The organism is Pseudomonas sp. B40(2017), from assembly GCF_002112855.1.
In the GTDB taxonomy this organism is placed as follows: domain Bacteria; phylum Pseudomonadota; class Gammaproteobacteria; order Pseudomonadales; family Pseudomonadaceae; genus Aquipseudomonas; species Aquipseudomonas pharyngis.
The window spans coordinates 68,506-93,830 of sequence record NZ_NEIT01000002.1 but is presented as its reverse complement, the minus strand read 5'-3'; the positions used below and the strand labels follow the sequence as shown (position 1 = coordinate 93,830).

21 protein-coding genes are annotated in these 25,325 nt (G+C 61.7%); 13 read left to right on the top strand and 8 right to left on the bottom strand.

Annotated elements, in window-relative coordinates; translation table 11 throughout:
- Positions 1 to 56: 56 nt before the first annotated feature.
- The 3 genes from CAF76_RS04020 to CAF76_RS04010 all read right to left on the bottom strand — a co-directional run bounded on the left by CAF76_RS04020 (position 57) and on the right by CAF76_RS04010 (position 3,587).
- A complete protein-coding gene (locus tag CAF76_RS04020) occupies positions 57 to 1,958 on the bottom strand; it encodes a PhoX family phosphatase (RefSeq protein WP_085646899.1) in 1,902 nt (633 codons plus the stop codon).
- 68 nt (positions 1,959 to 2,026) lie between these two features.
- Complete coding sequence (locus tag CAF76_RS04015; protein WP_085646898.1) at positions 2,027 to 2,791, bottom strand: TOBE domain-containing protein; 765 nt, start codon at positions 2,789 to 2,791, stop codon at positions 2,027 to 2,029.
- 58 nt (positions 2,792 to 2,849) lie between these two features.
- Positions 2,850 to 3,587 carry a ComF family protein gene (locus tag CAF76_RS04010; RefSeq protein WP_085646897.1) on the bottom strand — a complete coding sequence of 246 codons (738 nt, stop codon included), beginning with the start codon at positions 3,585 to 3,587 and terminating at the stop codon, positions 2,850 to 2,852.
- 91 nt (positions 3,588 to 3,678) lie between these two features.
- Between CAF76_RS04010 and bioB the strand changes: the two genes are divergently transcribed.
- The 11 genes from bioB to CAF76_RS03955 all read left to right on the top strand — a co-directional run bounded on the left by bioB (position 3,679) and on the right by CAF76_RS03955 (position 18,390).
- The gene (gene bioB / locus CAF76_RS04005) at positions 3,679 to 4,734 is read left to right on the top strand and encodes a biotin synthase BioB (RefSeq protein ID WP_011336244.1); all 1,056 of its coding nucleotides are present in this window, start codon (positions 3,679 to 3,681) and stop codon (positions 4,732 to 4,734) included.
- Positions 4,735 to 4,802: 68 nt separating this feature from the next.
- On the top strand, positions 4,803 to 5,981 hold the full coding sequence (gene bioF / locus CAF76_RS04000; protein WP_085646896.1) for an 8-amino-7-oxononanoate synthase: 1,179 nt from the start codon (positions 4,803 to 4,805) through the stop codon (positions 5,979 to 5,981).
- On the top strand, positions 5,974 to 6,705 hold the full coding sequence (locus CAF76_RS03995) for an alpha/beta fold hydrolase (RefSeq protein WP_085646895.1): 732 nt from the start codon (positions 5,974 to 5,976) through the stop codon (positions 6,703 to 6,705). The genes bioF and CAF76_RS03995 overlap by 8 nt, the downstream gene beginning before the upstream one ends.
- Complete coding sequence (gene bioC, locus CAF76_RS03990; protein WP_085646894.1) at positions 6,698 to 7,504, top strand: malonyl-ACP O-methyltransferase BioC; 807 nt, start codon at positions 6,698 to 6,700, stop codon at positions 7,502 to 7,504. Before CAF76_RS03995 ends, bioC begins: the two co-directional genes overlap by 8 nt.
- The gene (gene bioD / locus CAF76_RS03985) at positions 7,501 to 8,181 is read left to right on the top strand and encodes a dethiobiotin synthase (RefSeq protein ID WP_007959854.1); all 681 of its coding nucleotides are present in this window, start codon (positions 7,501 to 7,503) and stop codon (positions 8,179 to 8,181) included. Before bioC ends, bioD begins: the two co-directional genes overlap by 4 nt.
- Before the next feature lie 106 nt (positions 8,182 to 8,287).
- The gene (locus CAF76_RS03980; protein ID WP_007959856.1) at positions 8,288 to 8,584 is read left to right on the top strand and encodes a hypothetical protein; all 297 of its coding nucleotides are present in this window, start codon (positions 8,288 to 8,290) and stop codon (positions 8,582 to 8,584) included.
- A 275-nt stretch (positions 8,585 to 8,859) separates the two neighbouring features.
- Complete coding sequence (locus CAF76_RS03975; protein WP_039768046.1) at positions 8,860 to 10,665, top strand: phenylacyl-CoA dehydrogenase; 1,806 nt, start codon at positions 8,860 to 8,862, stop codon at positions 10,663 to 10,665.
- Positions 10,666 to 10,925: 260 nt separating this feature from the next.
- Entirely contained in the window at positions 10,926 to 13,040 is a 2,115-nt protein-coding gene (locus CAF76_RS03970; protein ID WP_085646893.1) for a cytochrome-c peroxidase, read from the top strand.
- Positions 13,041 to 13,250: 210 nt separating this feature from the next.
- Positions 13,251 to 14,540 (top strand): GGDEF domain-containing protein, encoded by a 1,290-nt coding sequence (locus CAF76_RS03965; protein WP_064380305.1) that lies wholly within the window; start codon positions 13,251 to 13,253, stop codon positions 14,538 to 14,540.
- Between the two features lie 90 nt (positions 14,541 to 14,630).
- Positions 14,631 to 16,427 (top strand): acyl-CoA dehydrogenase C-terminal domain-containing protein, encoded by a 1,797-nt coding sequence (locus tag CAF76_RS03960; protein ID WP_085646892.1) that lies wholly within the window; start codon positions 14,631 to 14,633, stop codon positions 16,425 to 16,427.
- Between the two features lie 184 nt (positions 16,428 to 16,611).
- The gene (locus tag CAF76_RS03955; protein ID WP_085646891.1) at positions 16,612 to 18,390 is read left to right on the top strand and encodes an acyl-CoA dehydrogenase C-terminal domain-containing protein; all 1,779 of its coding nucleotides are present in this window, start codon (positions 16,612 to 16,614) and stop codon (positions 18,388 to 18,390) included.
- A 227-nt stretch (positions 18,391 to 18,617) separates the two neighbouring features.
- Here CAF76_RS03955 and CAF76_RS03950 read toward each other — a convergent pair whose 3' ends face one another.
- The gene (locus CAF76_RS03950) at positions 18,618 to 19,547 is read right to left on the bottom strand and encodes a LysR family transcriptional regulator (protein WP_064380308.1); all 930 of its coding nucleotides are present in this window, start codon (positions 19,545 to 19,547) and stop codon (positions 18,618 to 18,620) included.
- Positions 19,548 to 19,716: 169 nt separating this feature from the next.
- Between CAF76_RS03950 and CAF76_RS03945 the strand changes: the two genes are divergently transcribed.
- Together CAF76_RS03945 and CAF76_RS03940 are read left to right on the top strand one after the other, a co-directional pair.
- A complete protein-coding gene (locus tag CAF76_RS03945; RefSeq protein WP_085646890.1) occupies positions 19,717 to 21,000 on the top strand; it encodes an aspartate aminotransferase family protein in 1,284 nt (427 codons plus the stop codon).
- A gap of 206 nt (positions 21,001 to 21,206) precedes the next feature.
- Positions 21,207 to 21,365, top strand: a complete 159-nt coding sequence (locus CAF76_RS03940; RefSeq protein WP_003228885.1) for a YqaE/Pmp3 family membrane protein — start codon at positions 21,207 to 21,209, stop codon at positions 21,363 to 21,365.
- A gap of 3 nt (positions 21,366 to 21,368) precedes the next feature.
- On the opposite strand, the gene CAF76_RS03935 is transcribed toward CAF76_RS03940, so the two are convergent.
- Genes CAF76_RS03935 through pqqC form a run of 4 tightly spaced genes read right to left on the bottom strand, consistent with a single transcriptional unit; the run spans position 21,369 to position 25,311 of the window.
- A complete protein-coding gene (locus tag CAF76_RS03935) occupies positions 21,369 to 23,177 on the bottom strand; it encodes a S9 family peptidase (RefSeq protein ID WP_085646889.1) in 1,809 nt (602 codons plus the stop codon).
- The gene (gene pqqE, locus CAF76_RS03930; protein ID WP_085612945.1) at positions 23,143 to 24,315 is read right to left on the bottom strand and encodes a pyrroloquinoline quinone biosynthesis protein PqqE; all 1,173 of its coding nucleotides are present in this window, start codon (positions 24,313 to 24,315) and stop codon (positions 23,143 to 23,145) included. Before pqqE ends, CAF76_RS03935 begins: the two co-directional genes overlap by 35 nt.
- Positions 24,287 to 24,562 (bottom strand): pyrroloquinoline quinone biosynthesis peptide chaperone PqqD, encoded by a 276-nt coding sequence (pqqD, locus tag CAF76_RS03925; protein ID WP_007959876.1) that lies wholly within the window; start codon positions 24,560 to 24,562, stop codon positions 24,287 to 24,289. Before pqqD ends, pqqE begins: the two co-directional genes overlap by 29 nt.
- The gene (gene pqqC / locus CAF76_RS03920; RefSeq protein WP_064599869.1) at positions 24,559 to 25,311 is read right to left on the bottom strand and encodes a pyrroloquinoline-quinone synthase PqqC; all 753 of its coding nucleotides are present in this window, start codon (positions 25,309 to 25,311) and stop codon (positions 24,559 to 24,561) included. Before pqqC ends, pqqD begins: the two co-directional genes overlap by 4 nt.
- Positions 25,312 to 25,325 lie beyond the last annotated feature (14 nt).

Here is a 25,325-nt window from a genome sequence, read left to right as displayed (position 1 = left end):
GTCTTGAGTGGGATCGTTCCCGTGCAGTGCACGGGAACGATCAGAGCTTCGCCCGATCAGGCGCCAACGATCCCGCCATCCTCACGGGTAATCGCCATCACCGATGAGCGCGGCTTGCCGTTCGGCAGGTGCTCGGGGAAGGTCGAACCGCCGTTCTCGCCCGGGTGCTGAATCCCGACGAACAGGGTTTTCTGATCCGGCGAGAAGCTGATCCCGGTGACTTCACAGCCGATCGGCCCGACCATGAACCGGCGAATTTCCCCGGTGGCAGGATCGGCGCAGAGCATCTGGTTGTTGCCCATCCCGGCGAAATCACCGGCGTTGCTCGAGTCGCCGTCGGTGAGAATCCACAACCGTCCGGCCTTGTCGAAGCCGAGGCCATCGGGGCTGTTGAACATGTTTTGCGGGGTGATATTCGACGAGCCGCCCTTCGGCGTACCGGCGTGGACGCCCGGGTTGCCGGCGACCACGAACAGATCCCAGGCGAAAGTTTTCGCCGCGTGATCGTCGCGGTCGGTGCGCCAGCGCAGGATCTGCCCGTAGACGTTCTTCTCGCGCGGGTTCGGTCCGCCCACCGGTTGGCCGTCTTCGCCGCGCTTGGCGTTGTTGGTCAGGGTGCAATAGACCTGGCCGTCTTTCGGGCTGACCACGATCCACTCCGGACGGTCCATGCGCGTGGCGCCGACCACGCTGGCGGCGAGACGCGCGTGAATCAGCACTTCGGCCTGATCGGCGAAACCGCTGCTGGCGTCAATGCCGTTCTTGCCGTGGGTCAGTTCGATCCACTGGCCCTGGCCTTTCGGGTGATCCGGATTGCCGTCGCCGGCATCGAACCTGGCGACGTACAGCGTGCCGTGATCGAGGATGTCGCGGTTGGCCTTGGCGTTGCGGTGATTGATCTTGTCGCGGCTGACGAATTTGTAGATGAACTCGCCGCGTTCATCGTCGCCCATGTACACCACGGCGCGACCGTCGTCGGTCTCGGCCAGCGCGGCGTTTTCATGTTTGAAGCGGCCCAGCGCAGTGCGTTTGACCGGGGTCGATTGCGGATCGAACGGGTCGATCTCCACGACCCAGCCGTGACGGTTGAGTTCGTTGGGGTTCTTGGCCATGTCGAAGCGTGGATCGAACGGATGCCAGTTGATCTCGCGGCTGGCGGCCGATACGCCGTAGCGCTTTTGCGCCGGGTCGAACTGTTGCTGGGCGTTGCTGCTGCCGAAGCAGTCGGTGAAGTTCTCTTCGCAGGTCAGATAAGTGCCCCACGGTGTCTTGCCGTTGGCGCAGTTCTGGAAAGTGCCGAGGACTTTTTTGCCGTGCTTGTCGGCGCTGGTTTTCATCAGCTCATGACCGGCGGCCGGGCCGCTGAGGCGGATCGGCGTGTTGCCGTGGATGCGTCGGTTGTAGCGCGAGCCCTGGACGAACTGCCACTGGCCGTTTTTGCGCTGCACTTCGATCACCGACACGCCTTCGCAGGCCAGAGCCTTGCGCACGTCTTCGGCCGATTGCGGCATGCCGCCGTGCGGATAGAGGTAGCGGTAGTTGGTGTATTCGTTGTTGATCGCCATCAACGCGCGGTTTTTCTCGCCCGGGAATTCGAACAGGCTCATGCCGTCGTTGTTGTCGCCGAACTGCACTTCCTGTGCCGCCGCGGTGCCGTTGCCGCTCGGGTCGAAGGCCGGGCCGTTCTTGTGCAGCGGTTGACCCCAGCTGATCAGCACCGACGACTTGTAGCCTTTGGGCAGGCTGATGGTGTCAGTGGTGGCGGCTGGAATGCTGTCGAAGCCGAGCAGACGGCTGTTGCCGGCGCTGACACTGGCGGCCAGCACGCTGCGACTCAGCAGGTTGCCGCCGAGGAACATCGCCGCGCCGCACAGCGCGCCGGCGCTGATGAAACCGCGACGGCTCAGGCCGACCATTTTTTCCAGGTCTGTGGATTGGTTTTCTTCTAATAGGCTCACATCAGGCTCCCTGCATGGTTTTGGCAGCCACCTTAATGCGGGTCGATGACGCTTTCGTTGCAGTGCGCTCAGAGCGGTGTGCCCAGCAGCACATTCGACGGGGAAAACTGCACCTGCACCGGTAGCTCAACCTTCAGACCACGGCTGCGCAAGTCCAGCGGTTCGGCCAGTGCGCACAGGGTCTGGCCGTTGGGCAGCGCGATGCGCACTTCGCTCGGGCCGTCTGCGGCGTCGAGAATCGCCTCGATCCGACCGTTCAACAGGTTGTGGCCGACGGCAGGCGTGGCCTCTGGCGCGAGCAGTTCGAGCCAGCCAGCCTTGATCAGCGCCACCACTTCGGTGCCCGGTTGCAGCTCCAGATGGACGGTGCTGTCGTGGGTGATCTGCGCGTCGATCGACAGGCCTTCAGCCAGTTCGAGGCGGATCAGGTCGTTGCGGCCCTGACCTTCGATCAGCGCGACTTTGCCGTGCAGCTGGTTGCGTGCGCTGGTCCTGAGCATCAGCCGACCGAGCAGGTCCAGATCGCTGGCATCCTCGGCCGCCTCCAGTACCTGGGCCTGCAAGGCTTGCAGCTTTTGATAGAGGCGCAGCACTCGCTCGCCCTCGCTCGACAGTTTGGCTCCGCCACCGCCCTTGCCGCCTACCGCGCGCTCGACCAGAGGCTTTTGCGCGAGGTTGTTCAGCTCATCGATGGCATCCCACGCCGCCTTGTAACTCAGGCCGGCGCTCTTCGCGGCACGGGTGATCGAACCCTGTTCGGCGATGTGTTGCAGCAAGGCGATGCGCTGCGGACGGCGGACGATGTGCTGGGACAACAGACTGGGCAGGGACATGGCGGACGCTTTGTACTGAAGGGTTGAGGGAGGACGTTGGCGGCTCATGGCGTATCCGTCAAGCCGCGTCGCCGGGTTTTGGCGTACGGGCCAGGCAGTACACATCCACCCGCGCGGCACCGGCGTCCATCAGCAAACGGGCCAGCGCCTGGGCGGTGGCGCCGGTGGTCAGCACGTCGTCGACCAGGGCAAGGTGCCGGCCTTTCACCTGGGCATCGGGGCTCAAGGCGAAGGCGTGACGCAGATTGTGTTTCCGCGCCTTGGCGTTCAGCGCCTGCTGGGCGTCAGTATCCTGCACCCGCAAAAGACAGTGTTCCTCGCAAGGCAGGTCGAGTGACTTGCCCAGCCACTGCGCGAGCATCGCCGCTTGGTTGAAGCCGCGCTGGCGCAAGCGTTTCGGCGCAAGCGGCACCGGTAGCAGGGCGTCCGGGCGAGGCAGGTCTTCTTCGAAGCGATGTTGCAGAAACTCGCCGAGAACGTCGGCGAGCAAGTGGCCAAGCGGCCATTTGGCGTTGTGCTTGAAACGGGTGATCAGGGTGTCCACCGGAAAACCGTAAATCCAGGGCACGGCCACCTGTTCGAAGGCCGGTGGATCCTGCAGGCAGCCACCACAGGTCAGGCCGGCGGCGAGGGGCAGGGCGCAGGTCAGGCATTGATCGCCCAGCCACGGCAAATCGGTTTCGCAAGCGGTGCAGATCGGGATTTGCGCGTCTGCCGGTTCGTCGCACAACAAGCAGTTCTGTTTTTTTTTTAACCAGATGTAAACCGGCCTTTCGTAGTGTGGTTGACAGCGCATGACTCTTCCTTAAATATGCCGAACATCCGTGTCGTGCCTGTGGGTATTCCGTTTCCCCAGGCGCCAGCCAAGCATAACCAAGGAAACGCCCATGAGCGCCAGCACCACTGCCACCCTGCGTCACGACTGGACTTTGGCCGAAGTCAAAGCACTCTTCGTTCAGCCATTCAACGACTTGCTGTTCCAGGCGCAGACGGTGCACCGCGCGCATTTCGACGCCAACCGCGTTCAGGTTTCCACCCTGTTGTCGATCAAGACCGGGGCCTGTCCGGAAGATTGCAAATATTGTCCGCAGTCCGGTCACTACAACACCGGGCTGGAAAAAGAAAAGCTCATGGAAGTGCAGAAAGTCCTCGAAGAGGCTGCCCGCGCCAAGGCCATCGGTTCGACCCGATTCTGCATGGGCGCGGCGTGGAAGCACCCGTCGGCCAAGGACATGCCTTACGTGCTGAAGATGGTCGAAGGCGTGAAGGCCATGGGCCTGGAAACCTGCATGACCCTCGGCCGTCTCGATCAGGACCAGACCGAAGCCCTGGCCAAGGCCGGGCTCGACTACTACAACCATAACCTCGATACCTCGCCGGAGTTCTACGGCAGCATCATCACCACCCGCACCTATGCCGAGCGTCTGCAGACACTGGCCTATGTGCGCGATGCGGGGATGAAAATCTGCTCCGGCGGCATTCTCGGCATGGGCGAGTCCCTCGATGACCGCGCCAACCTGCTGATCCAGCTGGCCAACCTGCCGGAGCACCCGGAATCGGTGCCGATCAACATGCTGGTGAAAGTTGCCGGCACGCCGCTGGAAAACGCCGACGACGTCGATCCGTTCGATTTCATCCGCATGCTCGCCGTGGCGCGCATCCTCATGCCGCAATCCCACGTACGCCTGTCCGCCGGCCGCGAAGCGATGAACGAGCAGATGCAGGCCCTGGCATTCTTCGCCGGCGCCAACTCGATCTTCTACGGCGACAAACTGCTGACCACGGCCAACCCGCAGGCCGACAAGGACATGCAGCTGTTCGCACGCCTGGGCATTCAGCCGGAAGCCCGCGAAGAGCATGCCGACGAGGTTCATCAGGCCGCTATCGAGCAGGCGCTGGTGGAGCAGAAGAGCAGCGAGCAGTTCTATAACGCGGCGGTCTGATCGCCCGTTTTTCTCAGGCGCTGCCTCGGACGGCGCCTGCTGATTCATTTGCCACCCGTGAGGCTTGCATGTCTTTCGATCTCGCCGCACGCCTTGCTGCCCGTCGTGCCGAAAATCTCTACCGCCAGCGACCGCTGCTTGAAAGCCCACAAGGGCCGCAAGTGGTGGTCGACGGTCAGCCGTTGCTGGCGTTCTGCAACAACGATTACCTGGGCCTGGCCAATCATCCGCAAGTGATCGAAGCCTGGCGCGCCGGTGCGTCGAAGTGGGGCGTCGGTGGCGGTGCTTCGCATCTGGTGATCGGCCACAGCGGCCCGCATCACGAATTGGAAGAAGCCCTGGCTGACCTCACCGGACGGCCGCGTGCGCTGTTGTTCACCACCGGTTACATGGCCAACCTCGGCGCGGTCACGGCGCTGGTCGGGCAGGGCGACACGGTGCTGGAAGACCGGCTCAACCATGCCTCGTTACTGGATGCCGGATTGTTGTCCGGCGCGCGCTTCAATCGTTATCTGCACAACGACGCCGACAGCCTCGCCAAGCGCCTGGAGAAAGCCACCGGCAATACACTGGTAGTCACTGACGGCGTATTCAGCATGGACGGCGACCTTGCCGATCTGCCGGCGCTGGCCCGGGAAGCCAAGGCCAAAGGCGCGTGGCTGATGGTCGATGACGCTCACGGTTTCGGTCCGCTGGGGGCAAACGGTGGCGGGATCGTCGAGCATTTCGGTTTGAGCCAGGAGGACGTGCCGGTGCTGGTCGGCACCCTCGGGAAAGCGTTCGGTACGGCTGGCGCCTTTGTGGCCGGGAGTGAAGAGCTGATCGAAAGCCTGATCCAGTTCGCCCGCCCGTACATCTACACCACCAGCCAACCGCCGGCGCTGGCCTGCGCAACCTTGAAAAGTCTGGAACTGCTGCGCAGCGAGCACTGGCGTCGCGAGCATTTGCAGACGCTGATCCGCCAGTTCCGCCACGGCGCTGAGCAGATCGGTCTGGAGCTGATGGACAGCTTCACGCCGATCCAGCCGATCCTGATCGGCGATGCCGGTCGCGCCGTGCGTCTATCGCAGATGCTGCGCGAGCGTGGGTTGATGGTCACCGCAATCCGGCCGCCGACCGTGCCTGCCGGCAGTGCGCGGTTGCGGGTCACGCTGACCGCCGCCCACAGCGAGGCACAGGTGCAGCTATTGTTAGAAGGACTGGCCGATTGCTTTGCTCAACTGACGTCGGAGCCAAGCCATGCGTGATCGCCTGATTCTGTTACCGGGTTGGGGGCTCGGCGTTTCGCCGCTGGAGCCGCTGGCCGCTGCACTGCGCGGACTCGACGAGCACCTGCAGGTCGACATCGAGCCGTTACCGGAGCTGGACTCCAGCGATCTGAACGACTGGCTCGACGAGCTCGATGAGCGCGTCCCCGAAGATGCCTGGCTTGGCGGCTGGTCGCTGGGCGGCATGCTCGCGTCCGAGCTGGCGGCCCGGCGTGGCGAACATTGCTGCGGCTTGCTGACCCTGGCGAGCAACCCTTCGTTTGTCGCCCATGAACAATGGCCGAGCGCGATGCCCGGCGAAACCTTCGATGCGTTTCTGGCCGGCTGCAGCGCCGACCCGCGCACGACCCTCAAGCGATTCTCGCTGCTGTGCGCCCAGGGCGCGCAAGACGCGCGCGGCTTGTCGCGGCTCTTGCTCGGCGGCGCGCCGAATACCTCGCCGGCCGCTTTGATTGCCGGTCTTGAATTGTTGGCGCAGATCGATACGCGTGAAGCCTTGCAGGCGTTTCGCGGCCCGCAATTGCATCTGTTTGGCGGGCTGGACGGGTTGGTGCCTGCGGAAGCCGCGGGTGAGTTGTTCGCCTTGCTGGCAGATGTCGAAGTTGGTCTGATCGAGCAGGCCAGCCATGCGTTTCTTCTGGAAGACCCCCACGGTGTGGCGGGTGCGATCCAGGCGTTTTTGAGTGAGTGCGGTGATGACTGATTTGTCTGTTGCGGCGTTGCCCGGCGGCTTGCCTGACAAGCGCCAGGTCGCAGCTTCTTTTTCTCGCGCAGCGGCCAGCTACGACAGCGTCGCCGAATTGCAGCGCGATGTCGGTACGCAGTTGATGAATCGCTTGCCGGGGGATTTTCGGCCGGCACGCTGGTTGGATCTGGGCTGCGGCACCGGGTATTTCACCCGGGCGCTGGCCGAGCGATTTGGTGAGGGGTTGGCGCTGGATATCGCTGAAGGCATGCTCCATCACGCGCGGCCGCTGGGCGGGGCCACGCACTTTATTGCTGGCGATGCCGAACGATTGCCGTTGCAGGATTCGACCTGCGATCTGATCTTCTCCAGCCTCGCCGTGCAGTGGTGCGCGGACTTCGAAGCGGTGCTCGGTGAAGCGTTTCGGGTGCTGAAACCGGGGGGGATTTTCGCGTTTGCTAGTCTTTGTGCAGGGACGCTGTACGAATTGCGCGACAGCTGGCGTCAGGTCGATGGCCTGGTGCACGTCAACCGCTTCCGCGAGTTCGCCCGCTATGAGCAATTGTGCGCGGCCAGTGGTTTGCGTACGGCCAGTCTGGAGAATCGGCCGCATGTGCTGCATTACCCGGATGTGCGCAGCCTGACCCACGAACTCAAGGCACTGGGCGCGCATAACCTGAACCCTGGCCGGCCGGGCGGATTGACCGGACGGGCGCGGATTCTGGGGCTGGTCGAGGCTTACGAGCAGTTCCGTCAGCCTCAAGGGCTGCCAGCGACCTATCAGGTGGTCTACGCCGTGTTGGAGAAACCCTTATGAGCGCAGCCTATTTCATCACCGGAACCGACACTGACGTCGGCAAGACCACCGTCGCCGCCGGGTTGCTGCACGCTGCACGGTCGGCAGGATTGAGCACGGCAGCGGGCAAACCGGTGGCGTCCGGTTGTGTGGTGACGCCCAGAGGTTTGCGCAATTCCGACGCGCTGGCGTTGCAGGCCGAATGCTCGTTGCCGCTGACCTATCAACAGGTCAACCCGGTGGCGTTTGAGCCGGCCATCGCGCCGCATCTGGCAGCGCGTGAGGCGGGTGTGGCGCTGACCGTGCAATCGTTGCTGGCGCCGATGCGCGAGATTCTGGCCATGAACGCCGACTTCACGCTGATCGAAGGCGCGGGCGGCTGGCGGGTGCCGTTGGCGGATCAGGACAATCTGTCGGATCTGGCGATTGCGCTGAAGCTGCCGGTGATTCTGGTGGTCGGTGTGCGCCTGGGTTGCATCAGTCACGCGCTGTTGACTGCCGAGGCGATTGCCCGGGACGGGCTGCAACTGGCGGGATGGGTGGCGAACATCATTGATCCGAAGACTTCGCGGCTGGAGGAAAACCTGGCGACACTGGCTGAGCGGATTCCGGCACCCTGCCTGGGGCGGGTGCCGAAACTCAAGGCGGTTAGCGCCGAAGCGGTTGCCGATCACTTGCAACTGGATCTGCTCGACTGATTTTGGCTATGGCAAGGCACTGTGCCATTAGTGTTTTTGACGGGTGTTTTTCTGACGCCTCTGGTTCAATGGCACCCATTGATCCTTCCCAAGGATGAGAGCTCCCATGGAAATCTCCGGAAATACAGCTTTTTATGCAGGTCTGAGCACCATCCAGACCGGGCAGAACCGCGTCGATCAGGCCGCCAGTCAGATCGCCAGCAGCACCATCGAGCGTTCGGTTACCAGCCAGTCTTCGGAAGTACAGGTCGATCGTCTGCGTTCCGTGGATCGCGCCCAACAATCGGACCTGGCGAGCAACATGGTCGAGATGGCCCAAGGCAAGTTTCAGGCGGAACTGGGCGTGAAAGTCGCCAAGGCTTCCGATGAAATGCTCGGTACGATCATCGATACGTTCGCCTGATTTTCTGATTTGCGCTTTGCCAGACGCCGCGACTGTTCGCGGCGTTTTTCGTTGTAAGTCCTTCTCCCTCAACTAATCTTTTTTCAGTGCACATGGCTCGGTCGGGCACATGTCGCGCTGCTGTGTCCGGCGTTCGGAAAATGTGATGACGAACGGCAAAAGAACGACGCTTGACAAGATTTCGGCGTAAACGTATGTTTCAAACAACTGTTTGACCGTCATAACAAATCAACGCGGTCGTTCATTCCCGGTTACATCAGCAGAGGTTTATCGCTATGCCTGACTACAAGGCCCCCTTGCGTGATATTCGCTTCGTTCGTGACGAACTGCTCGGCTATGAAGCGCACTATCAGAGCCTTCCAGCGTGTGCAGAAGCAACGCCGGACATGGTTGACGCCATTCTCGAAGAGGGCGCCAAGTTTTGTGAGCAGGTGCTGGCACCGCTGAACCGCGTGGGTGACACCGAAGGCTGCACCTGGAGCGAGTCAGGCGTGAAAACCCCGACTGGCTTCAAAGAAGCCTACAAGCAATTCGTCGAAGGCGGCTGGCCAAGCCTGGCCCATGACGTCGAGCACGGCGGTCAAGGCCTGCCTGAGTCGCTGGGTCTGGCAGTCAGCGAGATGGTCGGCGAAGCCAACTGGTCGTGGGGCATGTACCCGGGCCTGTCGCACGGCGCGATGAACACCATCTCCGAGCACGGCACCCCAGAGCAGCAAGAAGCCTATCTGACCAAACTGGTCTCCGGCGAATGGACCGGCACCATGTGCCTGACCGAACCGCACTGCGGCACCGACCTGGGCATGCTGCGCACCAAGGCCGAACCTCAGGCCGACGGTTCCTACAAGGTTTCCGGCACCAAGATCTTCATCTCGGCCGGTGAACACGACATGGCCGACAACATCGTCCACATCGTACTGGCCCGCCTGCCGGACGCACCGGCCGGCACCAAGGGCATCTCGCTGTTCATCGTTCCCAAGTTCCTGCCGAACGCCGACGGCACCGTCGGTGCACGCAACGCCGTGACCTGCGGTTCGATCGAACACAAGATGGGCATCCACGGCAACGCGACCTGCGTGATGAACTTCGACGGCGCCACCGGCTTCCTGATTGGCCCGGCGAACAAAGGCCTGAACTGCATGTTCACCTTCATGAACACCGCACGTCTGGGTACCGCACTGCAAGGTCTGGCTCACGCCGAAATCGGCTTCCAAGGCGGCCTGAAATACGCTCGCGATCGCCTGCAGATGCGTTCCCTGACTGGCCCGAAAGCGCCGGACAAGGCCGCTGACCCGATCATCGTTCACCCAGACGTACGCCGCATGCTGTTGACCATGAAGGCATTCGCCGAAGGCAACCGTGCGATGGTGTACTTCACCGCCAAACAGGTCGACATCGTCAAATACGGCGTGGACGAAGAAGAGAAGAAGAAAGCCGACGCATTGCTGGCCTTCATGACTCCGATCGCCAAAGCGTTCATGACCGAAGTCGGTTTCGAATCCGCCAACCACGGCGTACAGATCTACGGCGGCCACGGCTTCATCGCCGAGTGGGGCATGGAGCAGAACGTTCGCGACAGCCGCATCTCGATGCTGTACGAAGGCACCACCGGCATCCAGGCACTCGACCTGCTGGGCCGTAAAGTGCTGATGACTCAAGGCGAGGCGCTCAAAGGCTTCACCAAGATCGTCCACAAGTTCTGCCAGAACAACGAAGGCAACGAAGCTGTTAAAGAATTCGTCGCACCGTTGGCTGCACTGAACAAAGAGTGGGGCGAACTGACCATGAAGGTCGGTATGGCCGCCATGAAAGATCGCGAAGAAGTCGGCGCGGCCTCCGTGGACTACCTGATGTACTCCGGTTACGCCTGCCTGGCCTACTTCTGGGCGGACATGGCGCGTCTGGCTGCTGAAAAACTGGCTGCCGGCACCAGCGACGAGGCGTTCTACACCGCCAAGCTGCAAACCGCGCGCTTCTACTTCCAGCGCATCCTGCCGCGTACCCGTACGCACGTGGCCACCATGCTGTCGGGCGCCAACAACCTGATGGACATGAAAGAAGAAGACTTCGCACTGGGCTACTAAGCCTTAACGCGGTCTTTCAAAAAACCGCTGCTCCCTCGGGGGCAGCGGTTTTTTTGTGCCCGGATTTCCCCAATCCCGGGGCTGATTCCCCAGCATTGATGAAGCCACTGCTCGGCCGAATCCCTGCGCTTATTGATTCAAAATGTTTCCAGAAGAATGGCCAATTAATTGCACTGCCCGATTTACCGGTGCTAACCAGAACTGCCTGCTCAAAGAAGCAAGACGCCCGGCACTTAACAACAACAGTCAGGGTGAAGCCTATGAACATCAGTCGACTCGCTCGTTTGACCTTCTGGTTACCCATCGCGCTGTCAGTCCACAGCGCATGGGCCGCCGACCCAGCAGAAGTCGATCCCCCGGTGCCGGAAGTCCCTTCGCTGCAATCGTTGCGCGGGATGGTGCCCCCCGATCCGTCCGGGACCGAAGGTGGGCGCAAGGTCGACCTGATGACCGACTACGTGCTCAATCGCCAGGCTGCGATCCTGCTGGGCAAGGCGCTCTTCTGGGACATGGAGATCGGCAGCGATGGCTCCACGGCCTGCGCGTCCTGCCACTACCACGCTGGCGTGGATCACCGCATCACCAACCAACTCAACCCCGGCCAGGCGCACACCAACGTCAACGTCGCGTCGATCTTCAACAAACCGTTTGTGGCGTCGGACATTCCCGGTGACGTGGCGTCCTACGCGACATTGTCCGGTGGCAAGGGCGGCCCGAACTACACGCTGAAGAAAACCGACTTCCCCACCCACGTGCTGAGCAATCCGCTGGAGCGCAACTCGCCCATCGTGTACTCGACGGACGATGTGGTCGGCTCGCAAGGCGTGTTTGACGCCAACTTCGTCAAGCCCAATCAGCCGCGTTTCGATAAATGTACCCAGCAGCCGGACGGCCTGTTTCAGGTCGGCGGCATCAACGTTCGCCGCAGCACCGGACGCAACGCGCCGTCGGTAATCAACGCCGCGTTCAACGTGCGCAACTTCTGGGACGGTCGGGCCAACAACGTGTTCAACGGCTTCTCGCCGTTCGGTAATCGCGATCCGGATGCCGGGATCTACGTGACCAGCGAACGCAGCACGGTCGCGACCAAAGTGCGGCTGGCGCTCAACGATGCGTCTGCCGCCTCGCAAGCCGTCGGCCCGCCCGGCAGTCCGGTGGAAATGTCCTGCGGTGGCCGTACGTTTGCCGACATTGGCCGCAGGATGCTCGACACGTTGATGCTCAAGCAGCAGCGGATTTCGTCTACCGATTCGGTGCTGGCTCCAGTATCCGGCGCGCGGCGGCCGACCTATCGCGAACTGATCAAGAACGCCTTCCAGCCCCGGCTGTGGAACGCCACGCAAAACGTTCTGGTGGGCGGCGCGCCGTATACCCAGATGGAGGCCAACTTCCCGCTGTTCTTCGGCCTGGCGATCCAGATGTATGAGGCCACGCTGGTGTCCGATCAGGCGCCGATCGATGCCTATTTGCAAGGCGATCACACGGCGATGAACGCGCAACAGGTGGAGGGCATGAACCTGTTTCTCGGCAAGGGCAAATGCGTCAATTGCCACGGCGGTCCGGAGCTGACCAACGCCGCCAGCCGCCTGCTGATGCACCCGCGCGAACGCATCGAGCGGATGGTAATGGCCGACAACCTGACCACTCTTTACGACAACGGCTTCTACAACACCGGTGTGCGCCCGACCTCGGAAGACCTCGCCCTCGGCGGCGCGGATGCCTGGGGCAATCCATGGTCGTTCACCCGGCAGTACAACAGTGTGTTGCAGGGCGGCCGCTCGGTGGATCCGCTGGACGTCGATGTCTGCACGTTCGAGGCACCGTTGAGTGCAGCGATTCCCTGTGATGCCACGCTCAAACCGAACGTCGGTTTCCGCGATTCGGTCGACGGCGCGTTCAAGACCCCGACCCTGCGCAACATCGCCCTGACCGGCCCGTACTTCCACAACGGCAGCCGCTCGACGCTCAAACAGGTGATGGAGTTCTACAACCGTGGCGGTGACCGGCGCGGCGAAGACGCCAACAACACCAGCGGTTTCGAGCATCCGGCGGTGAATCAGCACAACACCTCCAATCTCGACCCGGACATGACGGCGCTGAACCTGACGCCCGATGAAATCGACGCGCTGGTGAAATTCATGGAGGTCGGCCTGACCGATCCGCGCGTGGCGTGGGAGCGCGCACCGTTCGATCATCCGTCGCTGGTGATCCCGCAGGGCCATATCGGCGACGAGAATGCCGTCACTCAGCGCCCGGCCAGTCCGAAAGTCACGACCCGTCAGGCGATGGATGCATCGCTCTATCTCAAGCCTTACGGTGCTGAAGGCCGGCCGGCAGCAGAGGGGCCATTGCAGCCGTTCTACAACGATCTCTGAGCAGAAAAACACACCATGGCCATCAAGAATGATGGCCATGGTGGCCGTCTAGCGGCCGTTGCGGAAAAAACCTTACTGAATCCCTCAGCAACCGCCGATTTCGGCCGTTAAAGAGACAGCCTGTGATCTGGATCACATTATGTGTGCTTAACTGGCCACATTGCAGGCACAATGCCATCTCTTTGCCATGACGGGTCGGAGCTTTTACACTTGCCGCGTTCTTCCGCTGTACGTTTCAGTCATTTCCTGCCTTCACTGCTGTTGTTGCTCGCGGGGTTGGCGGCTGCGTACGTCAAAGACCTCAACGTGTTCTTCACCTCGCTGTTTAACGTATTGCCAACCTTGGTGCTGCTGTTGGGCGGTTCGTACTGTGCGGTTTACCGACGCCAGCGCGAGCTGTTTCTGATGGTCACGGTGTACATCGCCTACTTCCTGCTCGATACCCAGACCGACTATTACCGCGACAACGGCAAGGTGCGCGAAGACGCGGCTGTGGTGTTCCATCTGGTCTGTCTGCTGTTGCCCTTGCTGTTCGGTCTGTTCGCCGCGTGGCAGGAACGCACGCACCTGTTTCAGGACATGGTCGCGCGCTTCGCCGTACTGCTGGCGTTTGGCAGCGTGGCGCTGGGACTTGAGCAAAGTTATCCGCAGGCCTTGCTGATGTGGCTTTCCGAGATCCGCTGGCCGGCGCTGCACGGCGCTTGGATGAGCCTGATCCAGTTGTCGTATCCGGTGTTCATCTCGGCGTTCCTGCTGCTGGCCTGGCAATACTGGCGCAACCCGCGTCCGCTGCACGCGGCGCAACTGGTGGGGTTGCTCGGGGTGTTCTGGATGCTGCCGAAAACCTTCATCCTGCCGTTCACCCTGAACATCATGTGCAGCCAGGTGATGCTGATGATTGCGGCGGCGGTGGCGCACGAGGCTTATCAAATGGCATTCCGCGACGAGCTCACCGGCCTGCCCGGCCGCCGCGCACTCAACGAGCGCATGCAGCGTCTGGGTCGCAACTATGTGCTGGCGATGAGCGACGTCGATCACTTCAAGAAATTCAACGACACCCACGGCCATGACGTGGGTGACCAGGTCTTGCGTCTGGTCGCCAGCAAGCTGTCCAAAATCAGCGGCGGCGGTAGGGCATATCGCTATGGCGGTGAGGAATTCGCCCTGGTGTTTGCGGGTAAGACTCTTGAAGAGTGCATGCCGCACCTGGAAGTCATTCGCGAGTCGATTGCGTCCTACAACATTCAGCTGCGTAATCAGGAAAGCCGCCCGCAGGATGATCAGCAGGGCCGTCAGCGTCGCTCGGGTTCGGGCGCGTCCAGTGTGTCGGTCACGGTCAGCATCGGCGTGGCCGAACGCCTGGAACAGCGCACCCCGGAAGAGGTACTGAAATCCGCCGACCAGGCGCTCTACAGCGCCAAGGGCGCAGGCCGTAACTGCGTGATGGCGTTCGGGCAGAACCGCCGTGGCGCGGTGCGCATGGACAGCGCCGCAGGTTGAGTGATGACGGCGCATTCAGCGTCTGGACAGTGATTGTGGGGCAGGGTGGCCGGCAGTAGGTTGAAGCAATCTGCTGAAGGAGAAGCCACCATGCCCGAATACAAAGCTCCCCTGCGCGACATGCGCTTTCTGATCGACCACGTCTTTGACTTCCACACTCAGTACGCGGCCCTCGGCGCCCACGACGCCAGCCCGGACATGATCAACGCGATCCTCGACGAGGGCGCGAAGTTCTGTGAGAACGTGCTGGCACCGCTCAATCGCAGCGGCGACGAAGAGGGCTGCCATTTCGACAACGGCGTGGTAACAACGCCTACAGGCTTCAAGCAAGCCTTCGCACAATACGTGGAAGGCGGCTGGCACGGTCTGGCGGCAGATCCGACCTACGGCGGCCAGGGCCTGCCGAGTTCGTTGGGGCTGGTGATCAGCGAAATGGTCGCCTCCAGCAACACTTCGTGGGGCATGTACCCGGGCCTGACCCACGGCGCCATGTCGGCGATCCACGCCCACGGCACCGAAGAACAGAAAAACACCTATCTGCGCAAACTCACCGCCGGCCAGTGGACCGGCACCATGTGCCTGACCGAAGCCCATTGCGGCACCGATCTGGGCATCATCAAGACCCGCGCGGTGCCTCAGGCCGACGGCAGTTATGCAGTGACCGGCAGCAAGATTTTCATCTCCGCCGGCGAGCACGACATGAGTGACAACATCATTCATCTGGTGCTGGCCAAGCTGCCGGACGCACCGGCCGGGACCAAAGGCATTTCGCTGTTCATCGTGCCGAAATTCCTTCCGGACGCAGCCGGTGAGGCGGGTGAGCGCAACGGCGTTTCCTGCGGCTCGATCGAGCACAAGATGGGCATCAAGGCCTCGGCCACCTGCGTGCTGAACTTCGACGACGCCAAAGGCTTCCTGATCGGCGAGCCGAACAAGGGCCTGAACTGCATGTTCACCATGATGAACCATGCGCGCCTCGGCACGGGAATGCAGGGCCTGTGTCTGGGCGAGGCAAGCTTCCAGGGCGCGATCAAATACGCCAACGACCGCCTGCAGATGCGCGCCCTGACCGGCGCCAAAGCACCGGAAAAACCCGCCGACCCGATCATCGTCCACCCGGACGTGCGACGCATGCTGCTGACCATGAAAGCCTTCAACGAAGGCAACCGCGCGCTGACCTATTTCACCGCTCAGATGCTCGATGTCGCGCACCTGAGCGCGGACGCCGAGGCGCGTCAGCAGGCCGAAGACCTGTTGGCGTTCCTGACCCCGATCTGCAAAGCGTTCATGACCGACACCGGCCTTGAGGTGACCAACCACGGCATGCAGGTGTTCGGCGGCCACGGATTTATCCGCGAGTGGGGCATGGAGCAACTGGTTCGCGATTGCCGGATCGCGCCGATCTACGAGGGCACCAACGGCATTCAGGCGCTGGATCTGCTCGGGCGCAAAGTGCTGGGCAGTCAGGGCAAGCTGCTGCGCAACTTCACCAAGATCGTCCACAAATTCTGCGCGGCCAACGCCGGGCATGCGCAACTTGGCGAGTTTTTCGCGCAGCTTGATGGCCTCAACCAGCAGTGGGGCGAGCTGACCATGAAGGTCGGTATGGCCGCGATGAAGAACCCGGATGAAGTCGGCGCCGCGTCGGTGGATTACCTGATGTACAGCGGTTACATCGTTCTCGGCTATCTGTGGCTGCGCATGGCGCTGGTTGCCCAGGCGCAGCTGGAGTCGGGCGAGGGTGATGGCGATTTCTGCCAGGGCAAACTGGCGACGTGCGAGTTTTACTTCAAACGTCTGTTGCCGCGCACCGCGGCGCATCGTGCGGCGATCGAGGCGGGCAGCGATTGCCTGATGAAGCTGCCGGCCCAGTTGTTTGCGCTGTAACGCGCGCCTGTTAAACAAAAGAGCCCGCTGATTGCGGGCTTCTTTATGCTGGATGGCTGGTGACTAAAAATAACAAAACAGTCACTGCCTGACCCTATGTGTCGCAAAAGTTGTTGGGTTACACTCCAGCTCAACGAAAACACCCTTCCACGAATCACCTGTTTAGATCTTTGCGAGGTTTGCCATGGCTGACTACAAAGCGCCGCTGCGCGATATGCGCTTCGTCCTCAATGAAGTGTTCGAAGTCGCCAAACTCTGGGCCGAACTGCCGGCGCTGGCTGAGACCGTGGACGCGGAAACCGTCGAAGCCATTCTCGAAGAAGCCGGCAAGGTCACCAGCAAAAGCATCGCGCCCCTGAGCCGTGCCGCCGATGAAGAAGGCTGCCACTGGGCCGACGGTGCCGTCACCACGCCGGCCGGTTTCCCACAGGCCTATCAGACTTATGCCGAAGGCGGCTGGGTCGGTGTTGGTGGTGATCCGGCTTACGGCGGCATGGGCATGCCGAAAGCCGTATCGGCCCAGGTCGAAGAGATGGTCAACTCCGCCAGCCTGGCCTTCGGTCTTTATCCGATGCTGACCGCCGGCGCCTGCCTGTCGATCAACGCCCACGCCAGCGAAGAACTGAAAGCCGCTTACCTGCCAAACATGTACGCCGGTGTCTGGGCTGGTTCCATGTGCCTGACCGAGCCGCATGCCGGCACCGACCTGGGCATCATCCGCACCAAGGCCGAGCCTCAGGCCGACGGCTCCTACAAGGTCAGCGGCACCAAGATCTTCATCACCGGTGGTGAGCACGACCTGACCGAAAACATCATTCACCTGGTGCTGGCCAAGCTGCCTGACGCACCGGCTGGGCCGAAGGGCATTTCGCTGTTCCTGGTGCCGAAGTTCATGGTCAATGCCGATGGCAGCCTGGGCGCACGCAACCCTGCGAATTGCGGTTCGATCGAACACAAGATGGGCATCCAGGCCTCGGCCACCTGTGTGATGAACTTCGACGAAGCGGTGGGTTATCTGGTCGGCGAGCCGAACAAGGGCCTGGCCGCGATGTTCACCATGATGAACTACGAGCGTCTGGGCGTCGGCATCCAGGGCCTGGCCACCGGCGAGCGCTCGTACCAGAACGCCATCGAATACGCCCGCGACCGCCTGCAGAGCCGTTCGCCGACCGGCGCGCAGAACAAAGACAAGGTGGCCGACCCGATCATCGTCCACCCGGACGTACGTCGCATGCTGCTGACCATGAAAGCCTCGAACGAAGGCGGCCGTGCGTTCTCCACCTACGTGGCGATGCAACTCGACACCGCCAAGTTCAGCGAAGACGCCGCGACCCGCAAGCGTGCGGAAGATCTGGTTGCCTTGCTGACACCAGTGGCCAAGGCGTTCCTGACCGATCTGGGTCTGGAAACCACTGTCCACGGCCAGCAGATCTTCGGCGGCCACGGCTACATCCGCGAGTGGGGCCAGGAGCAACTGGTGCGGGATGTGCGCATCACCCAGATCTACGAAGGCACCAACGGCATTCAGGCGCTGGACCTGGTGGGTCGCAAGATCGTCGGCAGCGGCGGCGCGTTCTACAAGCTGTTCGCCGACGAGATCCGCCATTTCACCGCGACCGCCAGTGCCGATCTGGGCGAGTTCACCAAGCCGCTGAATGATGCTGTCGACACCCTCGACGAGCTGACCTCGTGGCTGCTGGACCGGGCGAAAACCAACCCGAACGAAATCGGTGCGGCATCGGTCGAGTATCTGCAAGCGTTCGGCTACACCGCTTACGCGTACATGTGGGCGCTGATGGCCAAGGCATCGCTGGGCAAAGAAGCGCAGGACGATTTCTACGCGAGCAAACTCGGCACGGCGCGGTTCTATTTCGCCCGTCTGCTGCCGCGGATTCACTCGTTGAGCGCGTCGGTCCAGGCCGGCAGCGAGTCGCTGTTCCTGCTGGACGCTGCGCAGTTCTGATGATGTAACGTCATGTAAGCGATCTCTTACATGACGTGCTGCTGTTCTCCCATAGGCGTAGATTGGATCCAGAGCTAATCTACTTTCCATGGACGTCGCGCAGGAAGCGCAAAGCAACAACACGGACACGTAGGATTCTGCCAGGGTGGCGGAGTGAAATGGATGTCAGGGAAACAGTCTGCAAAGCCCCGCTTCGGCGGGGTTTTCTTATGCCCGCAGAAAAGTTTTCAGCTCAGCGCGTCCAGCGGTGGTGCACCTTTCAGCGGTTTGTCCTCACGCTGCATCACCTCTTCCAGCAACGTTCGCAGCAAGGCCAATGGCGCCTGCTGGCGCTGCACATCGCGACACACCAGCCCGACCTTCAACGGTACACGCGGCTCACTCAACGGTTTCCACAACAGATCCTGATCGTCGTACTCCTTTTGTGAACGACCGGGTAGCACCGTCGCCAGACGCGTATGCGGCAGGCTGTCTAGAATCCCGACCATATTGTTCAATTCGGCCTGCACTTGCGGGCGTCGTCCGAGGCTGGCCAATTGCGCCTGCCAGATCTGACGGATCTGAAATTCTTCGCCCAATAGCAACATCGGCAATTCGGCCGCCTGACTCATCGAGACTTTCTTGAATTCCCGCAGCGGATGATCCGCCGGGATGACCAGCGTCAGTTCATCTTCGTACAGCATCACGCCGTGCAGCCCCGGCTGACGTGGCGGCAAATAGCTGATGCCGATATCCAGCGACCCGTTGAGCAGTCGCCGCTCGATCTCAAGCCCCGTCAGTTCATAAATCTGCACCACCAGATGCGGCTGGGCCTTGCGCACCCGCTCGAGCATTTGCGGCACCAGGCTGGTGTGCACGGTCTGTAGCACGCCTATCGCCAATGTGCGCAGTGCCTGACCCTTGAAGTTGCCCAGCGCCTCACGCGCCCGCTGCATGCCGTCGAGCAGCGGCAGGGCGTGGTTGTACAAGGTATGGGCGGCGAGGGTCGGCAACAGGCGTTTGCTGCTGCGTTCGAACAGGGTGACGTCGAGGTTTTGTTCCAGGTGGCGAATCTGCTGGGACAGCGCGGGCTGAGAGATCGACAGGCGCTCGGCGGCGCGTCCGACATGCCCTTCTTCGTAGACCGCGACGAAATAACGCAGTTGTTTGAAATCCATAAGTAACACTTATCGAAAATGCTGAGAAATCGAAATGGCTCGACGCCGTGAACCGGCCTAGTCTAACCGCATTCACAAGGCTTAAAGGGCCGGAAAGCGCCATGACCAGCGTTTGTTTCGAAAGTCTTTACATAGGCAGTTCAAAAAACCTCGATCGAGGTTTTTTTCAATGAATCTGTTCAGTTTGCGGCGCCAGACGCCGAGCCTCGATGACCTGGCTTTTGAAACCCAAGAATCGGACGCCACTGATGGCCTGAATGCCGAGCGTCTGATGCCCAGCGTCGAGCGCCCGCGGCAGGTATTCGTTCGCGGCCAGGGCTCCTGGCTATGGGACAGCAATGACCGCGCCTACCTGGACTTTTCCCAGGCCGGCGGCGCCAACAGCCTTGGCCACAGCCCTTCGGCGCTGGTCAAGGCCATCGCCAGCCAGGCCCAGGCCCTGATCAATCCCGGCTTCAATCTGCACAACCGTGGCATGCTCAGCCTTGCCGAGCGCCTGTGTGCCAGCACTGCCAGCGATCAGGCGTACCTGCTCAACAGCGGCAGTGAGGCCTGTGAAGCGGCGATCAAACTGGCGCGCAAATGGGGTCAACTGCATCGCGGTGGCGCTTTGCGGATCATTGTCGCCAGACAAGGCTGCCACGGACGTAGTCTGGCGACGATTTCGGCGTCGGACAGTTGCAACCTGCACAACCGCTTCGCGCCATTGCTGCCGGGGTTCGATCTGGTGCCGTTTAACGACCTGCCGGCGTTGCATGCAGCGGTCGACGCACAAACCGTGGCGATCATGCTCGAACCGATCCAGAGCGATGCCGGAGTAATCCCTGCGACCGAGCATTACCTCAAGGGTGTCGAACGTCTGTGCCGTGAGCTGGGGATTCTGCTGATTCTCGATGAGGTGCAGACCGGCATCGGCCGCTGCGGCACCTTGCTCGCCGAACAGTCCTACGGAGTGCGCGCCGATATCGTCGTGCTCGGCAAAGGCCTCGGCGGCGGTGTTCCACTGGCGGCGCTGCTGGCACGAGGCAAGGCCTGCTGTTTCGAACCTGGGGAATTGGGCGGTACGCATCATGGCAACGCACTGATGACCGCCGCTGGCCTGGTGGTGCTCGACAGCGTGCAGGACCGCGCCTTCCTCGAACAGATCCGGGACAACGGCCAGCATCTGCGCGAAGGGCTCGCCCGTCTGGCCCATCGTTATGAACATGGCGAGTTGCGCGGGCAAGGGCTGTTCTGGGGACTGACCCTGTCGGAAGACTCCGCCGAGGCCGTCGTCAAAGCCGCACTTCACGAAGGTTTGCTGCTCAACGCCCCGCAAGCCAACTGCCTGCGTTTCACCCCGGCGCTCAACGTCAGCAAGGCCAACATCGACGAAATGCTCCTGCGTCTGGCCCGCGCCTTCTCCCGGGTACGCACCGCGCAGCTGCAATGCCGCAAAGGGATTGCCGTCTGAGCTGAAGTTTCCCACCCGAATTCAAGAACCGTCTCGCGGTATAACGCACGCCCCACGCCTGATTCTTTTGGCGTGGGGCGTTTTTTTGTGGCCGGGTAATGGCAATCGGATGGCGAGATTGCGGTTTGCACTGAACCCTGACAAACGGCACAGGTCGATTAGCTTGTATGGCTCAGGTGAGCCAACCCCCAATCAGGAGCTGCCCCATGGACTTTATCCGCATCATCATCGCCATTCTGTTGCCGCCACTGGGTGTGTTTCTGCAGGTCGGGTTCGGCGGCGCGTTCTGGCTGAACATTCTGCTGACGTTGTGCGGTTACATCCCGGGGATCGTGCACGCGGTGTACATCATCGCCAAGCGCTGAGTCTCAGTCCGTCAAGCCCATCACTCGCCGGTAGAACCGCCATTCCTGCTCCAGCGCATGGGCCTGATTGGCGGCCCGGCGGAAGCCGTGGCGTTCGTCGGCGTAGTAATGCGCTGCGACCTCAATGCCGTTTTGCTCCAGAGCCGCGACCATGTCGCGGGTCTGTTGCGGCACGACGACGGCGTCCAGTTCACCCTGAAAGAAAATCACCGGTACGCGGATGTTGCCTGCGTGCAGCAACGGCGTGCGGGCGGCGTAGCGTTCGGCATCCTTCTCTGGATCGCCGATCAGCCAGTCCAGGTAATCGCCTTCGAATTTGTGCGTAGCACGGGCCAGGGCCACCGGGTCGCTGACACCGTACAGACTGGCGCCAGCGCGGAATACCTGATGGAACGCCAGTGCGCACAGCGTCGTGTAACCGCCGGCGCTGCCGCCACGGACAAACGCACGGTCGCCATCGATCATGCCGCGTTCGGCCAGATAGGCCACCACTGCGCAAGCATCCTCTACATCCACCACTCCCCAACTCAGATGCAGGGCCTGTCGATACTCTCGGCCATAACCGCTGCTGCCTCGGTAGTTGAGATCGGCGACGGCGAACCCGCGTTGTGTCCAGTACTGAATGCGCGGGTCGAGCATCGGGTAGCAGGCCGACGTTGGGCCACCGTGGATGAACACCACCAGCGGCGGTTTCGCATCGCCATTCGTGGCCGGGTAAAAGAAACCGTGCGCTTCACCCGAACCGCTGGGGTAGCGCAGGGTTTGCGGGCGGCTGATGCGCTCGGCGGGCAGCGGTGCGACACCGCCGGCCAGGACATTCACTTCACGCGATTCGCGATCAATGGCGATCACCGCTGAAGGGCTGATCGGTGAGGCGGCAATGCAGTAAATAAATTGATCATCGACAGCCAGATGACGGAAGCGGCTGTAGTCGCCGGTGAAGTCTTCGCCGTTGAGCGCCAGACGACCGAAACCGCCTTCGCTCCAGCTCGCCAAGAAACCTTCGTCGGTGGGCAGCCAGGTGCAGCCGCCAAGTTGCCATGGGGCTGGAGCGTGATCGGCTTCGGCGCTGGCTAACGGTTGCAAGCCGTTTGCCGATTCGACCCACGGTTGCCAATAACCAGCACGATCGGTCAGACAGCCCAGTCGGCCATCGGCATCGAAACGCGGTTGCTGGATCGACTCTTCAAGGGTTTCAGCAGCCACGCAACGCTGGGCGGAAAATCCATTGGACGAGCGCTCGGCGAGCATCAGTCGTGTGGATGTCCACGGCTGATGCGGACGGCTCCACTCGATCCACGCCAGGCGCTGGCCGTCCGGACTGATGATCGGCGACGCGTAAAAATCCGCGCCTTCAACCAGCATTTGGCGGTCGCCATTCGCCAGATCGATAGCCACCAGACGATGGCGATCACCGTTCTCTTCAACGGCCAGCACCTGCCCGTCGGCGTAGTTCAGATCGCCATAACGACACTCGCCAGACGTCAATGCCACGGGCTCGCCATCCAGCGTCTGGCGATACAGCTGCTGATCCGCCTCGTTGACAAAAACCACCCCGTCAGGCGTCAGGCAAAACGCCCCACCGCCATATTCGTACACCCGACTGCGCACGCTGAAACCCGCAGGTGTCAGACATTTCGCCGTACCATCGCGCCAGTGCCAGATCCGGCAGGCGGCGTCTGTCGGGCGATATTCATTCCAGAACAAACCCTGGGCGCCGAGCTGCAATTCGGCGAAGTCCACGCCGGCGGCAACCGCGGCGGTGGCGCTGAAAGGCTCAGCCTTTGGCGATGAGGCGCGAGTTTCGTTCATTGCGAAAGGCCAGTTGTTCGATGGTCTGGGTGGCGTGCTCGGCTTCTTCGCGGGCCTTGAGAATCACGCCGTGATGTTCGGACTTGCTGCACACCGGGTCGGCATTGCTCGCGTCGCCCGTGAGCATGAAGGCCTGGCAACGGCAGCCGCCAAAATCCTGTTCTTTTTCGTCGCAGGAGCGGCACGGCTCGGGCATCCAGTCATAACCGCGAAAGCGGTTGAAGCCGAACGAGTCGTACCAGATGTGCTGCATGCTGTGGTCGCGCACATTGGGAAATTGTACCGGCAGCTGTCGGGCGCCATGACAGGGCAGGGCGGTGCCGTCCGGTGTGACTGTCAGAAACAGACTGCCCCAGCCATTCATGCAGGCTTTCGGGCGTTCTTCGTAATAGTCCGGGGTGACGAAAATCAGCTTGCACGGATGCCCTTCGGCTTCCAGCTTGGCGCGGTATTCGTTGGTGATGCGTTCGGCGCGAACCAGTTGTTCCTTGGTCGGCAACAGGCCGACACGATTGAGCTGCGCCCAACCGTAGAACTGGCAGGTGGCGAGTTCGACGAAGTCGGCCTCCAGCGCGATGCACAGCTCGATGATGCGGTCGATCTTGTCGATGTTGTGCCGATGGGTGACGAAGTTCAGCACCATCGGATAGCCGTGGGCCTTCACGGCGCGGGCCATTTCCAGTTTCTGCGCGAAGGCTTTTTTCGAGCCGGCGAGCAGGTTGTTCACTTGCTCGTCGCTGGCCTGGAAACTGATCTGGATGTGATCGAGCCCGGCCTTCTTGAAGTCGCTGATCTTCTGTTCGGTCAGGCCGATGCCGGAGGTGATCAGGTTGGTGTAGAAACCCAACTGGCGCGCTTCGTGGATCAGCTCGGCAAGGTCCTGGCGTACCAGCGGTTCGCCACCTGAGAAGCCCAGTTGCGCTGCACCCATTTCCCGCGCTTCGCGGAACACCTTGATCCACTGCTCGGTGCTCAGTTCTTTGCCCTGCTCGGCGAAATCCAGCGGATTGGAGCAATACGGGCATTGCAGCGGGCAACGGTAGGTCAGCTCGGCGAGCAGCCACAGCGGCAGGCCGATTTCCGGTTTGGCCGGGACTTGCACCGATGATTCAGGCAAGTTCGATCCAGTGTTGCGCACGGGCAACCTCCATGAATTGCTCGATGTCGTCACCGAGCTCGGGCACGCCGGGAAACTGTCTGTCGAGTTCGGCAATGATTGCCGCGACGTCCCGCTCACCGTCGATCAGGCCGCCGATCAGCGCGGCACTTTCATTGAGCTTGATCATGCCTTCCGGGTACAGCAGCACGTGGCCTTTCTGGGCCGGTTCGTACTGGAAACGGTAGCCGGGACGCCAGGTCGGGGTCTTGCTGCGGTCGAAACTCATAAGGCGATTCCTTTATGCCAGACCCGTTGATCGGTGACGCTGTGATACGGCGGGCGGTTCAGTTCGTAAGCCATGCTCATGGCATCGAGCATGCTCCAAAGAATGTCCAGTTTGAACTGGAGAATTTCCAGCATGCGCTCCTGACCTTCGCGGGTCCTGTAGTGCTCCAGCGTAATCGCCAGACCATGCTCGACATCGCGGCGGGCCTGACCGAGACGGGTGCGGAAATATTCGTAGCCGGCCGGGTCGATCCACGGGTAATGCTGCGGCCAGCTGTCGAGACGCGACTGGTGGATCTGCGGCGCGAACAGTTCGGTCAAAGAGCTGCTGGCAGCTTCCTGCCAACTGGCGCGGCGGGCGAAGTTGACGTAGGCATCGACGGCGAAACGCACGCCGGGCAGCACCAGTTCCTGGGAACGCAATTGATCCGGATCGAGACCGACGGCCTGGCCCAGACGCAGCCAGGCTTCGATGCCGCCGTCCTCACCGGGCGCGCCGTCGTGGTCGAGCAGGCGCTGAATCCATTCGCGGCGGATCTCGCGATCCGGGCAGTTGGCGAGGATCGCCGCGTCTTTCAGGGGAATGTTCACCTGATAGTAGAAACGGTTGGCGACCCAGCCCTGAATCTGCTCGCGGGTGGCCCGGCCTTCATACATCGCCACGTGATACGGGTGATGAATGTGGTAATAGGCGCCCTTGGCGCGCAGGGCTGCTTCGAATTCGGCGGGGGACAGCGGGGTGTCGGTCATTGCGGTTCTCCGGG